Annotated in this window: 13 protein-coding genes and 1 pseudogene; 9 read left to right on the forward strand and 5 right to left on the reverse strand. The window is 59.8% G+C overall.

Annotated features, from left to right (window positions below; translation table 11 throughout):
- Window positions 1–24 precede the first annotated feature (24 nt).
- Window positions 25–1068, reverse strand: a complete 1044-nt coding sequence (recA, locus tag NF876_RS10580; protein ID WP_262268764.1) for a recombinase RecA — start codon at window positions 1066–1068, stop codon at window positions 25–27.
- Window positions 1069–1543: 475 nt separating this feature from the next.
- Between recA and NF876_RS10585 the strand changes: the two genes are divergently transcribed.
- Window positions 1544–2053, forward strand: coding sequence for a 3'-5' exonuclease (locus NF876_RS10585; protein WP_262268765.1), 510 nt, complete (start codon window positions 1544–1546; stop codon window positions 2051–2053).
- Here NF876_RS10585 and NF876_RS10590 read toward each other — a convergent pair.
- A complete protein-coding gene (locus NF876_RS10590) occupies window positions 2050–2418 on the reverse strand; it encodes a hypothetical protein (RefSeq protein ID WP_262268766.1) in 369 nt (122 codons plus the stop codon). The two genes, NF876_RS10585 and NF876_RS10590, sit on opposite strands and share 4 nt — an antisense overlap.
- A gap of 810 nt (window positions 2419–3228) precedes the next feature.
- On the opposite strand from NF876_RS10590, the gene NF876_RS10595 reads away from it, so the two are divergent.
- The 4 genes from NF876_RS10595 (at window position 3229) to NF876_RS10610 (ending at window position 6546) form a co-directional block, all read left to right on the forward strand.
- The gene (locus NF876_RS10595) at window positions 3229–4320 is read left to right on the forward strand and encodes an IS5 family transposase (RefSeq protein WP_262268767.1); all 1092 of its coding nucleotides are present in this window, start codon (window positions 3229–3231) and stop codon (window positions 4318–4320) included.
- Window positions 4320–4664: a hypothetical protein gene (locus tag NF876_RS10600; protein ID WP_262268768.1), complete on the forward strand. Its 345-nt coding sequence runs from the start codon at window positions 4320–4322 to the stop codon at window positions 4662–4664. Before NF876_RS10595 ends, NF876_RS10600 begins: the two co-directional genes overlap by 1 nt.
- A 1196-nt stretch (window positions 4665–5860) precedes the next feature.
- Entirely contained in the window at window positions 5861–6130 is a 270-nt protein-coding gene (locus tag NF876_RS10605; RefSeq protein WP_262268769.1) for a hypothetical protein, read from the forward strand.
- Window positions 6131–6273: 143 nt separating this feature from the next.
- On the forward strand, window positions 6274–6546 hold the full coding sequence (locus NF876_RS10610; protein ID WP_262268770.1) for an SWIB/MDM2 domain-containing protein: 273 nt from the start codon (window positions 6274–6276) through the stop codon (window positions 6544–6546).
- Between the two features lie 198 nt (window positions 6547–6744).
- Here the strand turns inward: NF876_RS10610 and NF876_RS10615 are convergent.
- A pseudogene (locus NF876_RS10615) lies at window positions 6745–6927 on the reverse strand (IS6 family transposase); the annotation flags it as partial.
- Between the two features lie 517 nt (window positions 6928–7444).
- On the reverse strand, window positions 7445–7771 hold the full coding sequence (locus tag NF876_RS10620; RefSeq protein ID WP_262268771.1) for a hypothetical protein: 327 nt from the start codon (window positions 7769–7771) through the stop codon (window positions 7445–7447).
- Here NF876_RS10620 and NF876_RS10625 point away from each other — a divergent pair.
- The 3 genes from NF876_RS10625 (at window position 7770) to NF876_RS10635 (ending at window position 13032) form a co-directional block, all read left to right on the forward strand.
- A complete protein-coding gene (locus NF876_RS10625) occupies window positions 7770–7964 on the forward strand; it encodes a hypothetical protein (RefSeq protein ID WP_262268772.1) in 195 nt (64 codons plus the stop codon). The two genes, NF876_RS10620 and NF876_RS10625, sit on opposite strands and share 2 nt — an antisense overlap.
- Before the next feature lie 2413 nt (window positions 7965–10377).
- Entirely contained in the window at window positions 10378–11892 is a 1515-nt protein-coding gene (locus tag NF876_RS10630) for a coiled-coil domain-containing protein (RefSeq protein ID WP_262268773.1), read from the forward strand.
- A gap of 825 nt (window positions 11893–12717) precedes the next feature.
- Window positions 12718–13032 (forward strand): hypothetical protein, encoded by a 315-nt coding sequence (locus tag NF876_RS10635; RefSeq protein WP_262268774.1) that lies wholly within the window; start codon window positions 12718–12720, stop codon window positions 13030–13032.
- 601 nt (window positions 13033–13633) lie between these two features.
- On the opposite strand, the gene NF876_RS10640 is transcribed toward NF876_RS10635, so the two are convergent.
- On the reverse strand, window positions 13634–14272 hold the full coding sequence (locus NF876_RS10640; protein ID WP_262268775.1) for an SGNH/GDSL hydrolase family protein: 639 nt from the start codon (window positions 14270–14272) through the stop codon (window positions 13634–13636).
- Window positions 14273–16065: 1793 nt separating this feature from the next.
- Between NF876_RS10640 and NF876_RS10645 the strand changes: the two genes are divergently transcribed.
- A complete protein-coding gene (locus tag NF876_RS10645) occupies window positions 16066–17610 on the forward strand; it encodes a sugar ABC transporter ATP-binding protein (protein WP_262268776.1) in 1545 nt (514 codons plus the stop codon).
- Window positions 17611–17613 lie beyond the last annotated feature (3 nt).

Below are 17613 nucleotides of genomic sequence, written 5' to 3' on the forward strand. Positions count from 1 at the left end.
CTCTTCAACCGGCCTTTCTCTTGACTATGCCACGTCGTCGGCATCGGCCTCGCCGGTATCGTTTGCCTGCAAATCGTGCATCAGGAGACCAGCGTTTTGGCGGATCTTGCTCTCGATGTCGGTCGCAATCTCGGGATTGTCCTTCAGGAAGGTCTTGGCGTTCTCGCGGCCCTGACCCAGGCGCTGGCTGTCATAAGAGAACCAGGCGCCGGACTTTTCCACCACGTTCGCCTTCACGCCGAGATCGATGAGCTCACCCATCTTGGAGATGCCTTCGCCGAACATGATGTCGAACTCGACTTGCTTGAACGGTGGCGCGACCTTGTTCTTGACCACTTTCACGCGCACTTGGTTGCCGATTGGCTCGTCGCGGTCCTTGAGAGTCGAGGTCCGGCGAATATCAAGTCGAACCGAGGCATAGAACTTCAGGGCGTTGCCGCCCGTGGTCGTCTCCGGCGAACCGTACATGACGCCAATCTTCATGCGGATTTGGTTGATGAAGATCACCAGTGTGTTGGTGCGGTGGATCGAGCCAGTGAGCTTGCGCAGGGCCTGGCTCATCAGGCGGGCCTGGAGACCGGGACGGCTCTCGCCCATCTCACCTTCGATCTCCGCCTTCGGTGTGAGCGCAGCGACGGAGTCGATGATCACAACGTCGATCGCGCCAGAGCGGACCATGGTGTCCGCAATCTCAAGCGCCTGTTCGCCATTGTCCGGCTGGGAGACGATGAGATCGTCGAGATCGACCCCCAGCTTGCGGGCATAGCTCGGATCCAGGGCATGCTCGGCATCGATGAAGGCGCACACTCCACCCTTCTTCTGCGCCTCCGCAATCGCATGCAGGGTCAGAGTGGTCTTGCCGGAAGATTCTGGGCCGTAGATCTCGATGATCCGTCCCTTCGGCAGACCGCCCACACCAAGGGCAATATCCAAGCCAAGCGAGCCGGTGGAGATTGTCTCGACCTCAACCACCTGATCGCCGCCGAGACGCATGATCGCGCCCTTACCAAAGGCACGCTCGATCTGGGCGACCGCTGTCTCGATCGCCTTATTCTTGTCCAAGCTCATAATGGCTCCGCACGTCAAAATATCTGGATCGAACTGACCCTATCCCGCACAGGGCGGAAAATCCAGAACAAAACAGGAACTGCGGTAACTTGTCAGCCTCTAAAGCTAAGCAGGAGCCTGTTACAGAGACAGTGGCGGATCCTCAGGCTGCTCGTTAGGGTTGAACGAAGTCGGTTAGTTCTGATCTGACGCCATTGCTGGCAAAAGCGTCTGGAAGCTGGCGCGCGCCAAGGCCGTTAGTCGGGTCTTCTGCCGGATCATGGGTTTGTTTTCCCACACCCGCTGGCGCATCGGACGGACCCGGAGGGCCGCGTCAGCGAAAAGCGGACCCGGTATTCACTGGCGTGGCCCTTCGGATTGCCGGTTATATCAAGATCGGCCTCGCATCCGGATTCGTCGTCTGGTAATTGGGAGGTCTCTCTTCCGGAAAGATCCTCGTGAGCCGATTTCCCTGCCTCTTGCCTTGCAGTCCATCATGACCAGACATGTGGTTATCGACGTCGAAACAGCACAATCTTACGATCATGTCATCGAAATCGCCGCTGTTGAGGTCATCGGCGGGGCGATCTCCCCGCGCTCGTTCGTCCGACGGGTCAAGCCCCGTTCATCCATGAGCCCCTTCTGCTACGCAGTGCATCGCATTTCATTGGCTGACTTGGAGGATGAGCCCTACTTTGAGCATGTGATTCACGACCTGATCGACTTCGTCGGCGCTGATACAATCATCGCCCACAACTATGCCTACGAGTACAACACGCTCAAACGGGAGTTCGAGCGCACGGGACAGCCGATCTATCCACGAGAGCGCTTCTATTGCACCATGGCTCTGGCCAAGCGATCCGGGCTTCCTGGCAAGCTCCGTCAGGCTTGCTCGCAGGCCGGCATCACCATTGCTCACCTGCGTGCCGAGCACGATGCCTTGAACGATGCGCTGTTGGCAGCCCATCTGTTTCTGAAGCTCGGTCTCCCCGAGAACAAGACTTAGCTTCGCCTCAAGAACTCCAAGCCTGGCGGTAGGTCGTGCTCCTGTCGTGCTGGCCTCATGGCTTTGATGGAGGAGCTTGGTCTGGCTGGCACTTCATCAGTGATCCAGGCTGACCTCCCATCAGGCGTCTCCAACGGACACCCGGATTCAATATGGATCATGGCGTCCTGCAGCCATTCGGCTTGCTGTGCGGCAGAGAACTGCGACAGGTAGCGCCGATCCCGCTCGTGGAAAGCAACCTCCAAGTTGCCGTTCTTCCTGTCGCTGACCTGGATCATGATCTGATCCAACAGCCTTTCCTCGAGGAGGTACCCATGCAGCTGGGCGGTTGTGATAGGACCGGTGACCGTGACCAACCGCTTCATGCCATCGCCTCTCTGCAAGGTTCAGGCGAGTGTAGGCAGAACCTGCGATCGAATGATATGAGACTTTGCGAACATCCTTAACTGCCCGGGCGATAAAACGGGATACAGGGCCGACGAAGAGAAATGCCTGCTCGAGGACCTGTCGACCCGACCCACAGAGGTGCTCATGCCCGCCTTCTCACCAGGTCACAGTGGTGCGATGAGCTCGGTGCCATGGTGAGATAGAACACGGCTTTCAGAGGCCTTTACAGGGTGCCGGCACGGACAAGTGCCAACTTGGCAGTCGATTAGCTTCTATGCCTGTAAAGCGTCATCTCCTCGAGCGGATGCGATGGCTTGGTGACCTTCAGCCGTATTCATCCAGGTGAGAGCATCTGCTCGGCAGGTGAATTTCTCGCGACAGATCCTGGGCGTCAGTTTCCCCCGGACAGGGACAACCACGCGCCAAGACCGCTTCAGCTCCATTGCATAAGCGGCAGGATGTTCTTTGCTCATTGGACGCACCCAACGTGACACCCGAACGGATACAACCATCAGACCCGAGGCTTTGACCAAAGGCGAGTTGCACGGGACACTGTCCCTTGATCCCGATTAGGAAAAGGTTAAAACGGGGTGTCGAGACTACTCCGATCACGCTCCTCGAGAGCTGTTTCCACTGGCGTGGAATCACCTCTCTTCTTTGCCGTGCCGCATTCTTGACGGCGAACCGGATCCACTTCGCCGAAAAATGCTCTAACAGGCTGTTGAAAAAGTCCGTGGCGGCGCAGGCTCCGGTATGATTCACTCGGCGCGGGCAGCAGGAGGGAATGAATGCGCGGGCGAGACGAACAGACGGGGCAACTGTTCTCCTATGTCGATCTGGAGGCCCGGGTGCGCGCGGATCATCCATTGCGGGCGATCCGCCAGATCGCCAACATGGCCCTCGCACTGCTGCAGTGTGAGTTCGCAGTTCTGTATGCCCCTCGCATGGGTCGACCCTCCATCGCACCCGAGAAGCTGCTGCGAGCCATGCTGCTGCAGGCCTTCTACTCCATCCGTTCCGAGCGCCAGCTGATGGAGCGCCTCGAGTACGATTTGCTGTTTCGCTGGTTTGTTGGCCTCGGGATCGATGATGCCGTATGGGATCATTCCACCTTCTCCAAAAACCGCGACCGCCTCCTCGACGGCGACATCGCGGCCCAGTTCCTGGCCGCCATACTGGCCCAGCCCAGGGTGAAGAGGCTGCTCTCGACGGAGCACTTCTCGGTCGACGGCACCCTGATCGAGGCCTGGGCTTCCATAAAGAGTTTCAAGCCGAAGGACGGCGCGGGCGATCCGCCGGCCGATGGTGGGCGCAATGCAGAGGCCAACTTCCGGGGTGAGAAACGGTCGAACGACACCCATGCCTCGACCACGGATCCGGACGCGCGGCTCTACCGCAAGGGGGCCGGCAAGGAGGCGAAGCTGTGCTTCCTCGGACATGCACTCATGGAGAACCGCTCCGGCCTGGTGGTCGACGCCTGTCTGACGCGCGCTGATGGCCATGCCGAGCGCGGGGCCGCCCTGGCTTTGATCGAACCCCATGCCGAGCGGTCGCGGGCGATCACACTCGGGGCCGACAAAGCCTATGACACCCAGGACTTCGTCCATGATCTGCGGGCGATGAAGGTCACACCGCATGTGGCGCAGAACACGAACGGGCGGCGCTCGGCCATTGATGGACGCACCACCCGGCATGCGGGCTACGCCGTGAGCCAGCGCATCCGCAAGCGCATTGAGGAGGCGTTCGGCTGGATCAAAACGGTTGCCGGCCAGGCCAAGACCCGCTTCCGCGGTGTGGAGCGGGTGGAGTTGGCCTTCACGTTCGCAGCCGCCGCCTACAATCTGGTGCGCCTGCCCAAGTTGCTGGTGGAGAGCCGCTGATGGCCAAGGTACCAGCCATTGCCAAGGCGTTTGCCGGCCGCTGGCGCATCGTCGAGATGGATGTTTGGGACAGCGACTTTCTCGATCTCGTCGAAGAGGCGCATCTCACCCTGACGGGCGAAGCGGCCGGGGAGATTGCTTTCGGCGCGCTCCAGGGCGCCTTGGACGTCCGCTATGGCTCGCGCGATGGCGCGGCATGTGCCGAGTTCTCGTGGGAAGGTTCCGACGACAACGACCCAGCATGCGGGCGTGGATGGGTCGCGCTCGGCAGTGCAGGCCGTCTCGTTGGCCACTTCTACATCCACAATGGCGATGATTCAGGCTTCGTCTGCGAACGCAGCTGACTTTTTCAACAGCCTGCTAAAGCCGGTGAGGGCGGCAGAGGCACAAGAAAAGTCTCGATTCTCGCAGGAGCTGACACGTTGCCTCGAACAACGTGCGGAGATGCGAAGACGGCTTGGACGAGATGCTGCCTTGAAGCCTCGGTCAAGGCGGTGTTGGTCCAAGGGAGAGAAACAGCACGATGAAGATATGCTTCCCACCGATGACAGCAAGGCGCTCACAAACGACAACGCCCTGACAGAGTTAGCCGTGCGGAGCACACTGTCAGGGCGCTTTTGTGATGCCGGTTGCAACACCACGCCACCACAATGCGCCATGAACGCTGGAAGTGCAACTGAACCCTGTGCACAAGTACGAAGCGCCCCGGCGAGGGGCTGAGCACCAGACCTCTCACCAGAGCGCGTGCGATGTATTCCGGCATCGCATGATCCATATAGATTCGCGCACGACGAGCCGCCGTGTGACGACGCACACCATCGGTTCGGAACACGATGACGCGGCGCCGTCCTGACGAACCTCGAGGGGATGCGCCCCCACGAGACGAAGGCGTCCGATGATCGGCAGGTCGAGGCTGACGATCCGGCAGAGCGCTTCAGGCGTCTGACGCAGGCCGAGTGCCACCTTGAAGCTGCGCTTTCGAGGCGGGCGCCCTTGATCGAGGGGCGACTTGCCGCTTGGTTGCAGGGGCCCCGCATAAAGGCTGCATTTTCCTGCTTTGCTTTCGGGCTGCCACCGGAGACGCACTCAGATGTCGGTTCGGATGGCCAATTGATCATCCTTCGGACTTTCCGGGCGTCCCGAGAGAATGAGCCTGGTAAGAACCTCGTAAACGGACTGCGGGTCACACTCATGCGTCCGAGCCGCGCATTGCTCGAAGAAGCTGACGTACTCGTCACACTGGCGTGACCGTTGTGTCTTTTGGGTCACGGCACACTGTGTGTATGCCTGCCGCACAGTGGGTGGAGGATCGAACGCCTCGAACACCTGCTGGGCCGGTGAGCGGGTGATTGTCTCGTGGGCAACGATCAATGTGGCAGGGCCCAGGAGGACAGCGAGAGCGATGAAGCCGGGATGTATCTTCCGCATCGGCTTACCTCGGACCTTTATGGTTAAGACGAAGTTAACCCATATCGCCCGAGATGGAAGCCCATAACAGCTGATCGTACGTCACGACGCTGATCCTAAGGAAGCTGAAGAGATGGCAAAGCGCCCCGAGCAAGAGGACGAAAAACCCGGAATGAACGAGACAGCCAGTACCCCCCAGTTGGATCGCTTGGAGAAGCTGGCCAACGCGGCGGCCAATGCTGCCCAGGCGAAGCAGTGGCGCGCCCGCAAGAATGGCATCAGTCAACAAGAGGAGCCGTCGGAAGTCCGCAACCTCAGCCATGACGCGGAAGCCAAAGCCCGGGCGGAGGAAGCGATGCGGCAGATGATGGCCAAGCCACATGGCAAACGGCGTGGGTGGTGACGATCGAGCAGGCCATGTGAACCCACCACCCTGAGGTCTGCATTGCCAGAGTGGAATTAAGGAAGTGTTCAGCTCTTGCTGGCCATGGTCCCGCCCCCTTTGCCTCCGCAGATGGCCGTGAGGCGTCCTTGAGGAGTTTCACCATGACCGAAGCCAAAGCAGCCAAGACGCCGAACCCTGCCCTGGCGAAGCCGCTCCAGCCTTCGAGCGAACTGGCGGCCGTTGTCGGAGCGGCACCGCTCCCGCGGACGGAGGTGGTGCGCAAGGTCTGGGAGTACATCAAGGCCAACAATCTGCAGAATCCCGCGAACAAGCGCGAGATCTTGGCCGATGACAAGCTTCGGGCTGTCTTCGGCGGCAAGGACATGGTCAGCATGTTCGAGATGAACAAGCATTTCGCTCGGCATCTCTCCTGATCAGACAGATCGATGCAGGCCAGGGTTCGTGCCCGAGCATGAGTTTTCAAGCTGGGCCGTTCAAGTGACAGATGCCGGTCGCGATGCGTATCAGCCCGAACGATCTCCCCAGGTCGCGTCGCAAATCCGGACCAGGGCAAAAGAGGAGATCGAGTTCTGTGAAGCGACCATACGGTGAGCAGCTCAAACTGCTCCGCAATTGAACTGTTCCAGCAGGAGCGGCGCATAGCGGACTGTCCAGCAGTGGATCGTAGCATGGTCGGCGGTGATGCCGCGCTCGGCCATCATCTCCTCAAGATCGCGCAGGCTCAGACTGCAAGCCAAGTGCCACCGGACACGGAGCAGGATGGCTGAGCGATCACAATGCCTGCCCTTGAACACGCTACACTCCATCCCTGAGCTCAGGGAGGACTAACTGAAACTCTGAAACAAACTCTTGCGACAATTCCCTTCATCGCAAGTGGGGCAGATTGACCCTCGAGAGGCTTATGGCGGCGCGATGATGGGGATGATTGGTCAGCAGCGGCAACGCTGACGGAGTTTTGGTCCGACGTGGCTCCTTTCCCCTTCTTTACTGGGAGCATCCAAAAGGATCATCCTTCCGAATTGCCAATAAAACGTTCCCTGACGCCACAATTCGGCTCCTATACCGGACATATCACGAGTGCAGATGGCTCATTAGCCACCAGAGCGCAACTCTGCTAACCGCGGATCTCTCGGGTGGCTCCCACTGCAACCTCCCGGGGATTATCCTCGAAACCAGGTCTCGGAGCATGGCACCCCACGAGAACAGGCTGGCACAAGACCATGCCACAGAAGCCTGCGCACGCCCGTGTGACCACAGCGGCTTTCTGGAGTAGCCATGCTTCGGGTGTCACTCATTTCCATCATCACCATTTCATTCCTGGCAACGCAGCCCGGCTTCGCCAGGGGTGGAGGCGGAGACGGTAGCAGTGGCGACAGTCCTGGAGCCGGAGGACACGGCAATGATCATGGGGGCGGCGGGAAAGCGGGAGATGGTGGCAAGGGCGACGGTGGCAAGGGCAACGGAGGCAAGGGCGACGGCGGCGGGAGTGGAGGCGGCCGAGGCAACGGAAATAGCGGTGGCGGCAGCCAGGGCAGCGTGAGTAGCGGCGGCAGCACCGGGAGCAGCGGCGGCGGTGGACAAGCCAACGGAAATGGCGGGGGCAAAGGTGGTGGGAACGGCGGAGGCGGCGGGAGCCATGGTTCCGGGAACAGTGGCAGCCCCGGCCAAGGAAGTGGAGGCACCGGAAACGGTCCCTCAGGTGGCGGCAAAGGTGGCGGGAGCATTGGTGGGCCTAACAGTCAAAGTACCGGGAACCGTGACGGTTCCCGCCACGGCGGTGCGGGAGGAGGCAGTGCTGACCCCAGAGGCGGCGCAAGCGGTGGAGGCATAACCAGTCAGACTAGCAGTAACAGTGGGGTTAAAACCGGAAACACGCCGGCTTCAGCATCCCCGCCAGCAGCACCAGCTACGACAAGCACTACGAGTTTACGCGCGACCCAGGCCGCCGCGGGTCTGCACCCGACCGCAAAGGCGACAAGTCTGCCGGCTGCGCCAACGTCGACCGCACTGCAGGTCAAGGGAACTAGCGCCGGACTAGCCCTGCCGCTCTCCCTTCTGCCCCGGCTTGAAGCGTCAGGCTCAGCGACTGCAGACTTCCTAGAGCCACTTGCTCAGCGACCCGGCGTTCCTGGTCAGATTGTACAAGCCTGCCGCGCCTCCATTGTTACGGCAGCGCTTCCTTACGGGGCTGTGCAGGTAGACACAGCCAGCGTTGGGCGGGTGAGCCGCACTTCAGACGGTGGGCTCATGGCTCCGATGGCGGTGAGAGTCGTGTACGCCCGGGCAAATGCACGCCAGGTCCGCCAGTCCGGCATTACGTGCCTGCTCAACGTATCCGGCGCAGTGGTGGCACTCCGCTGATTGCGGGTTTGTCGCAACAATGAGCCAACTCGACAGAACCCGATGCGAAATTCCGCAACAACCTCATTTACCTGTCTGAGCCCCCGCCAAGTGCAAGAGGTTCTCCGACTCTAAGTCGGCTCTATGTCTATATGACTGTGTCCGCCATGAGCGTCTTTCTCGGCCGACTTAGGAGCAGACCCGTTCGCACATGGTCGGCCCCTACCCGCAGTGGGTACTCTACATCGCCTTATGCCCGCCTTGCTCGCGCTCGTTTGGTCAATAGTCTGAAGATCCGAACGTACTTCGTCGTGCCTGCAGGAGCGTGACAGTGACGGGTAGTCTCGCGATCGACCGAACTCAACCGGATTTGGGTGCAAAGTTCTCCCTTATGGCTCTGTTCCTCTTAGTCTTTACGGTTGCGCAGGTCCGGGAGGGGGCTGCGTTCGATGTTGGAGTGAGCGCAGGTGCGGTCGGTCTAGGCGCGGGAGCGAGCGCCAGCGTTGGATCCGACGGGCTCAGTGCGGGAGCAGGGCTCGGCAGCGGCGGCAATCAGGCCTCCGCGAGCGGCGGCCTTGGTCGCAGTGGTATTGGAGGTGACGTTGATACAGCCGCAGGAGGAGCCTCGGCTAGTGTAAGTGCTGGGTCTCATGGGCTCAGTGCGGGTGGAGGTGCTAGTGCTGGACGAAGCGGCGCTTCGGTCGGTGCCGCCGTCGGCTCGAATGGGATGAGTGGCGCACTCGGAGTCGATATTGGCCCGACAGGGGTGGCCGCCAATGCAGGTATCGGGACAAATGGCGTTAGCGCGGGGGGAAGCGCGAGCGGCGCAGTCAACGCAGGTGGGTCAGGCTCCAGTCGCGGAGCGGGACACAGCCCAGCCGGGAACGGAACACTCACTGGCGGCAGTATGAATTCTGCAGGTCTGGCAACCAATGGAAGCGCAATTTCTGCAACAGGCTTCGACGGCACAGGTTCGTCGGCCTCAAGAGGCGGGGCCCATCTCGATCAGCATGCTCCGTCCGCGGCACCGACTCCAGGGCTTCTTGCCAGTATTGCTCCCACCGTTCCCCCAATATCCTCCTTGAGTGGAACCGCCATCCCAAGATCCTTGTTGCCGGTTCAAAACGGCGGAGGGGACGGGGGATGGTTTCGCAGCATATACCTGCTCAAGCCTCTGCGACCTAAGCCCGGGACGCCGCTGAGCGTCGTTCAATCCTGCCGAGACGCTCTTGTCTCAGGCGCCGTTCGCTACGGAGCGATGCATGTTGATGTCGCCAGCGCAGGACGTGCTTCCCACCTTAAAGATGGCAGCCTGTCAGCTCCCGTCGAGGCAAGAATCCTGTTCCAGCGAGGTAGCCTCGTGCAGATCCGGCAAGCCAGGGTCACCTGCCGCATGGATCAAGCAGGCCGCGTCACCGCGATGTTGTAAGCCTTGGCCCATGACAACGTCCCGGCCAATGGAGGAAAGCAATTTTGAGAACGTCCTGCAGACTTCTCCTTTAAGGAGGGCGTGACGAGACGGCTGAGAGCTACATGCAGGGCGGATCGCTGAACGTTACATGGGGAGACTACAGGAGCCCGCTTGTTTCAAGCATGGAACTCCCCACTCGCTTCAGTGCTCTACCTGCATTTCGCCGACCAACAACCGTCCTGGGAGGAAAGTCATGGTTCCACAGATCAGTTGGCTTTCAGGCACCTCAACCCGCATCCGATCCGTACCAATGGAGGAAAGCGGACGGCGTCGCCTTATACTCTCGATCGTTGCCGCAGCTCTATTTGCGTGCTCCTCGCACAGTCTCGCACGGGACGAGCTGGGGGGAGCAGTGCCCCAATTGCCTCAAGGGAGTGAGGTCTCACCACGGGACTCAGCACAATCACCAACGAACCACGCGGAGCGGGACAATGTGGTATCCCCTCGCATTGATGCCTCGCAAAGGGACTGGCCGTCGCTCCTCCACAGCCTCTTAGCAAGCCCTGGCCGAACCGAGCTTGCTGCTGATGTTGGGAAAGCTCTGCAGCAGAATGATTTCGACGGGGCACGACAGCGGCTCAGCCTTGCTGTCAACGCCGGGACACTCGCCATACTCATCGGAGATGATATTCATAACCCGGAACTACAGAGCTTGCTGCTGGCTGTAGCACGTGAGCAACATGACTCTCAGTTGACTGCGCGGATCGAAGCCGGTGAGGTCACGTCAAATGCCATGAATGGCAAAGGTCCGGACGATACGGCTGAAAAGGAGAGGGTGCGTGCCGAGGCAGCGGTGCAAGAGCTGCGCACCGTGCGAGAGCAACTCGAAGCATTGAAAGAAAAGGAGGCCAGAGCGGTCGAGCTAGAGCAATCACTGGAGCAGGAAAGAGGACGGACGGCTTCAGCCGCCCAGGACCTGAACCTCATGCGAGGGCAGCTGACCGCAATGGCTCAAAACGCGATAAGCGCTTCGGACGCGCGCGACGCCTATGCCAGAGAGGCGGAGAGGAATAAAGCTGCGCTGGTCGAACTCGCAGCCAAATTGACGGCTGCGCAAGAACAACTTGCGGCCCTTGAGGGGAGCGCCGCAGAAGCGACCGAGTTGCGGTTGGCTCTTGCGCGGGAAAGAGAGGCAGCAAAGGCGTCAGCAGGCGAAATCGACTCGTTGAGGCGAGAACTGGTCTCGCGGGAGACAGAGAGAGCTGGCTCAGCCGGGGCGGGAAACTCAACGCATATTGGGCGCGAACCAGCAAATGTGACGCCAGAGCACTCGAGAGTCGGACAGGGCGAGCCCGCTGATCTCCGAGCGAGTGAGGCCAAGTTGCAGAATGAGCTCAATCAAGAGAGAGAGCGCAGTGCTTCGGTCGTTCAGCAGCTAAGCGCCTCTCAAAGAGAAAATTTGGCTCTGAAAGCCCAAGTTGCGGGCATCGCTGCGATCAAGGAAGCCCTCCGTCAGGAGAAGGAGAATACCGCTACGGCCCTCCGGGACCGAGAAGCCTTGGAGAGACAAGTGAAGGCTTTCGAGACGTACACAGCTTTCATACCTGGTACATTGATTTTCCAGACCACACCGATCCTACTCGAGCCCGTGATCCAAACATTCCGGAGTGGCGTCCGGTCGAGCAACAGAACCGGCATCGATGGCGCCAGCCCGCAACCCAGGGATCGACAGGTGTCATCACCTCCCAACGTCGAGACGGAGCGCAAACTGCCTGATGACGGAACGATGCGAACCCACCGCGATCCCCCGCAGAAAACGTCACAGAAGCCGGTTGTGCCGCCCACCAGCAAACCGAAGTCGGATGACGTGGCAAGCAGAGACGCTCCCGTTAAGCTCAAGCGCGGCGCTCGCCTGCCAGGTAACCGGAACTCCGCTCCTCCTGGGCCCTTCGCTCCGGATCTTCCAGTGACTCTGCGGCCGGTCGATGGGCTGTGGGCGCTCTATTAGGTAGCCGTTTGCTCTGCAAGCGCGTTGCCCAACGGACGACGGGCGCGCGCTCACGTGAATCTCATGCCGAGGAGAAAGATTCTGGCCGATGCGCCCACTCCAGAAGCCAAGGGAGCGCTTGGCCTCGACAGGGTGCGCGAACAGGCTTTTTCGGAAGCACGCGCGATGAGCTTGCAGCTCACCACCGCTATGGTCACTCCACTGTTTCGTTGACGCTGCCTTGAGTCCGCGATGTTCCAAGCGGGGGAGTCGTCTGCGCTCGACGGTGATGATCCTGATGATGGAGATCTCCCGCTCAATCCAAAGGGCTTGCCGCCGGGCCGCGCCAGCGAAAGCCGGATCCACTTTTCACTGGCGTGGCCCGCTTTCGTCCGCACGATGCGCTAGAGCATCGGACCCGAAAGGGGAAACCACTTTTGGGATCGATTCCGATGCTCCACTCTTGGCTGGCGCATCGTTGACGGCGAAGAACCGGGTCCACGTTTTCGCACGATGCGCTAGATCCCTGCCGGGAGAGTTGTTGAGAGAAGGGAACTTCTGGTCAAGAACTTAAACCATTTGTTAACCCCGCAGGCGCAGCCTCCTTGCGTGCCGAGATGGCACGGTCCTTGTTTCCTCTGAAACTGGCCGTGAAAGGAGGCCTACCTGGAGCGCCAAGCGCAACCGGCGCTCTTACTTTGATGACCGCTCCATTATGAAGACGGTACACTTAAGCTAGGTTGCGCCTGTCCGTCAGCAACAAACGAAGCGGCGGATCTGAAGACGGGCCGGGGTTTGATCCCTCCCATGAACGATGCATTCCAAACAGCAAAATGAGGAATTGCCATGATTGTTCGAACCTTGATTGTCACTAGCTTCCTGCTCGCTGCCACGGGTGTCTTCGCTGCACCTTCAAAGCCGAATTCTTCCGTCGTCGTCACCAATGCTCGCGATGTCTCGGCAACCGATATCGCTATTGGCGCGAATGGACAGACGGTTCGGCTGGCAAAGCCGCTCGCCCCAAAGGCGAAAGCCACTTTGAGGCTTCCAAGGGTCACCGGCTGCATGGTCGCTGTCGCCGCAACCTTTGAGGATGAATCAACGGCCGAACTCCCTGAACTCGATATATGTAAGGATGGAACACTTCGCCTTACTGACTAGACGTGGCTGCATCACAGCGACGTTGACACAACGGCAGAGAATTCATCAACATAAGCCAGCGCAGCTCAAGGCGCGAGCCGACGCGGGTGCGCTGGACGATTGACGAGCAGGAGGCAACTCGTTCCCATGCTGCAGAGGGGTGCCGTATGCCAACTTATGGTGGCGGCGACACGCCTGAAAGGCTGTTTTGGGTGAATGTGAGGAGGACCCGAGCCAATGGTCGGCCAGAACCCATACGAGCGTCGTCCAGCCGATTGAGCGGGTGACCGGAGCCTACCCGGTTGGCATTATCCCTTGAACCGAGTTTGAAGGGTGTCGCCAGGACACAGAGAACTGACCGATACGATCTCGACATCGCGGATGGCCTCCGCCCTCGCTGCGCTCCGTCTCGCGAAGCTCATCTCGCGCCTGGCACCAATGACCTCGGCGCACCTCGCGGCTTGCTTCTCGATTGCGAGATCGCCCGCCGGGCGGGGCGTCGTCCCCCGGGTTCTGGTTGTGGATGAGAATTGCCGTCATTGTCATCAGGACAGCTACTCTCCAGGTGCTACCTTGACCACGGTCGATCCCGCGACGAGGTGTCGACTTCGACACGGCGCTTTCAGAACCGGCCGACCGTCTCCGCTACAGCCTTGCCGAGCTTCCGATGTGCGTCAGGCTCCAAGTGGATACCGTCAACCGGACTTACCTGGATCAGCGCTCCGGCATCGATGAAGCCCACTCCCCGTGCCTCCGCCAGTACGGCATAAAGCGCGGGAAGCTTGAGTGACACTTCGCGCGCGCCGACAAACTCGGAGCGGATCGGCCCCTGCTCGAGAACCGGCGGCGGGCAGATCACCAGGATGCGAAAGCCGCCATGTCGTTGCTGCATCTCAAGACCCATGGCGATGTCGAGGAGACTGGCAATCCCTGCCGTAATCTTTTCGGGTGTGGCGCCAAAGCGGGTCTTGGTATCGTTCGTCCCAAGCATGATCGCCAGAGCGTCGATGGGACCGTGACTCTGAAGGGCGATCTTCAGGCCCTCGCGTCCGTCCATGTGGGCGCCTGCCACCGGATCGGGGAACTGAGCCGTCCGTCCAGGAAGTCCTTCCTCCGTGACCTCCCAGTCCGGGAGTATTGATGCTACCAGACGCGGCCAACGCGTGTCCGCATCAAAGCGGTGGTAGGCCTCTCCCCGTGTAACAATTGGTGGGGATCCGTGGGTGTTGCTGTCGCCGAAGCAGAGAAGGGTGCGGGCCATGGAGACATCTGTCATTGACACTTCACGCTAGGGCCGCGTCCTTGGCCGGTCAACACTCTCACGACGAGTAAAAGCCAACTCTGCCGACGGATGCGACGGATTGCCGAATGCTTTTGCCCTTCGGACAAGCTCAAACGTTTGTAGGTTACAATCGGGTCTGTACGTGAGGGTCTCCCAAAATGCCTTCGGAACGAGGCCGACGTCACCACAAGCACCACGAGCTAGAACGGGTTCCGAAGCAACACTCAAGGTGAAGATCCGACCCTTGCCTCGTCCCGGGCCGACCAGCGAAGAAGATGCTGATCCAACGCTTAGGAGTATTGATACCACATGGCATGTCGCGAGAGTGGAACGAGGGTCAAATCCCCGTTCGCAGATCGCCCTTTGTGCAACGATTTTCAGAAAGTCTTGTTGATTCCGAGCGCAAATTGCCGCGGGATCTCCTCCGCGCAGTTTTTCTTCGCTACCCTGACGACGAGATCAGGAGGGTTGGCGAGGGGATGCATAAGTTTTGGGTATTTACTGCCCTGACGGTGAGTTGGGCCACCGCATCTTGCGCCGAAAGAGTGGTGAATGCGACCGACATACGTCATGTCCGTCCTTTGAAGGCTGCGCCCAAGCCACAGCCGAACAACGTGGGGGAGAGGCGTCGGGCGGGGACGATATCCGAGATCGATAGAAACCGTCCGGGTATCCGTTCCTATCAGGTCACCCGAAGTGCAACCGTGAGGCGAGTTCAATCGCTCCAACATCAGGCTGATTTGCTGCATGGACCGCAATCGCCAACGGAGCTTCCGGTCAACCACGACCCGTCCATAGGCGCCATAACGCCGTCGCTCTCGGAAAGGACCGAACTCGAGGTTCCGGTGACCAAGCTGATGCCGCCACCTCCGGAGCCTGCCGAACCGACCTTCCCTTCCACATCGCTGGTCGAAATGCCACCGCCGGAGCCGCCCACATCCTTCCTGCCAGAGGTGCCATCGGAGGCCGCAATGCCACCGCGGCCATCTCCGGCCGAGACAAGTTTCCCTCTGGCTACCTCGATGCCTGCACTCCCAGAGCCCGTTGAGCCGTCTCTGCCTTCACCCGAGCAGGTCGTTCCTGCAACTCCAACCTCGATTCCATTCCCAGACCTTCCATCATACGTTTCTCTCAGGCCGCGTTTCGATTGGGTCGACAGCGTCGGCGCCATCGAACTCCCTCAACCTCCGCTGCCTCAAGCGTTTGAACCTGATTCAGAAGAGCGTATTCCTATGCTCATCCGAACGCCTTGGCCGGTTCCGCTGGAACAGACCTAAACGGCCCGATGCACATCCGCAGGTTCAAACGATCCGGACACTCCCCTCCTGCTCGCCATCCTATCCGAAGAACAATCCATTCAGGGCGGCCACCGGTCTGCCACCGGTCCGCCAGGATAGTGTTGCAGAGCGTCCCAGTCGCAGGTCGATCAGATCCATATTTTCAGTTGCCTGCCCTTGGCCTTCATGAATATCATCCTCGAAATAGCGTGAGCTTCTGCGTCTTAATCAGATCTGGCTTCGCAAGAGGTCGAACTGAAAAGCCGCCAAGAGCGCGAGATCGCCGCAGGATGGCGATCGGGAGCGATCGATGCGGGTACAGGAAAACCTCCTGCCGGAGACCGCGATGGCTTGGGACCTCAAGTGTCCGAGCGAGATCTGGCGTACGTGTAGCGATCCCCCGGACGTAACGGATGCGGCAGGTGTCGTCGCTCTTGCAGGCTCACTCTGTAGCATCGTGCAGGTGAGGAGCCCCAGCCAGGTGGATCCCGGCTCATGACGCCGCTTGTCATGATCAAAGACCTCGATAAATCTTTTCCGGGCGTCAAGGCGCTCAAGAAGGCACGCTTCGAACTCCTTCCTGGGGAAGTTCATGCCCTGATGGGCGAGAACGGCGCCGGCAAATCCACCCTGATGAAGGTTCTTGCCGGAATCTATCGAAAGGATGCCGGCGAGATCTGCATTGAGGGCGTTGCCCTCGATATTCCTTCGCCGCGGGCCGCGCAGGATCTCGGGATCAGCATCATCCATCAGGAACTGAACCTGATGAACGATCTCACGGCGGCACAGAACATCTTCATCGGCCGCGAACCTAAGCGAGTTGGAGGACTTCTGCTCGATGAAGAGGCTCTCAACCAAGCCGCTGCCGAAATTTTCGAACGCATGCATCTCAAACTTGATCCGCGGGTCGAGGTTGGCCAACTCACCGTGGCCAAGCAGCAGATGATCGAGATTGCCAAGGCCCTGTCCTTCAAATCCAGGGTCTTGATCATGGACGAGCCCACTGCGGCTCTCAACAATGCGGAAATTGGCGAGCTTTTCAGCATTATCCGGAAGCTCAGGGCTCAAGGTGTCGGCATTGTCTATATTTCGCACAAGATGGATGAGTTGAAGGAAATCTCCGATCGCGTCACTGTCATGCGCGATGGCGAGTATGTTGGAACTGTTCCGACCGCTGCTGCGAGCGTTGATACAATTATTTCAATGATGGTTGGCCGAAGTCTTACCGAAGAGAAGACGGAGGTCCCGGATCTGTCGAGCCACGACGTCGTGCTGGAGGTCCGCAATCTTCGACGCAGCAATGTCATTCAGGATGTAAGCTTCAAACTGCGGAAGGGCGAGATCCTGGGATTCGCTGGTTTGATGGGAGCTGGGCGGACAGAGGTCGCGCGCGCCATTTTTGGCGCTGACCCCCTTGATGGTGGCGAGATTCTCATCCGGGGCAGACCCGTGACGATCCGGTCACCGCAGGATGCCGTGCGGCTCGGCATTGGCTATTTATCCGAAGATCGGAAGCGCTTTGGTCTAGCGACAGGCATGGACGTGGCGGCCAACATCGTCATGCCATGCCTTGGACGCTTCCTTTCCATGAACATGTTCCTCAAAAAGCGCGCCATCCGTGAAATGGCACGCTCCTGTATCCGGCAGCTACGGATCAAGACGCCTTCTGATGCCCAGGAGGTGCGGTTTCTGTCAGGCGGCAACCAGCAGAAGATCGTGATTGCAAAATGGCTTGCCCGCGACTGCGAGATCCTGTTCTTCGACGAACCGACCCGTGGCATTGATGTGGGAGCAAAAAGCGAGATCTACAAGCTCCTCAATACACTCGCGGCCGAAGGCAGAGCGATCGTGATGATTTCCTCCGAGCTGCCTGAGATCCTGCGCATGAGCCACCGGATCGCCGTGATGTGCGAGGGTCGGCTGACCGGCGAACTCCTTGCTGAGAGAGCCACGCAGGAGGACATCATGCGCCTCGCAACGCAGCGGCATAGTCTCACAACCACTACATCAAACGCGGCGACCGAGGGATCAACTACGTGACGA

This window comes from Microvirga yunnanensis, assembly GCF_025460875.1.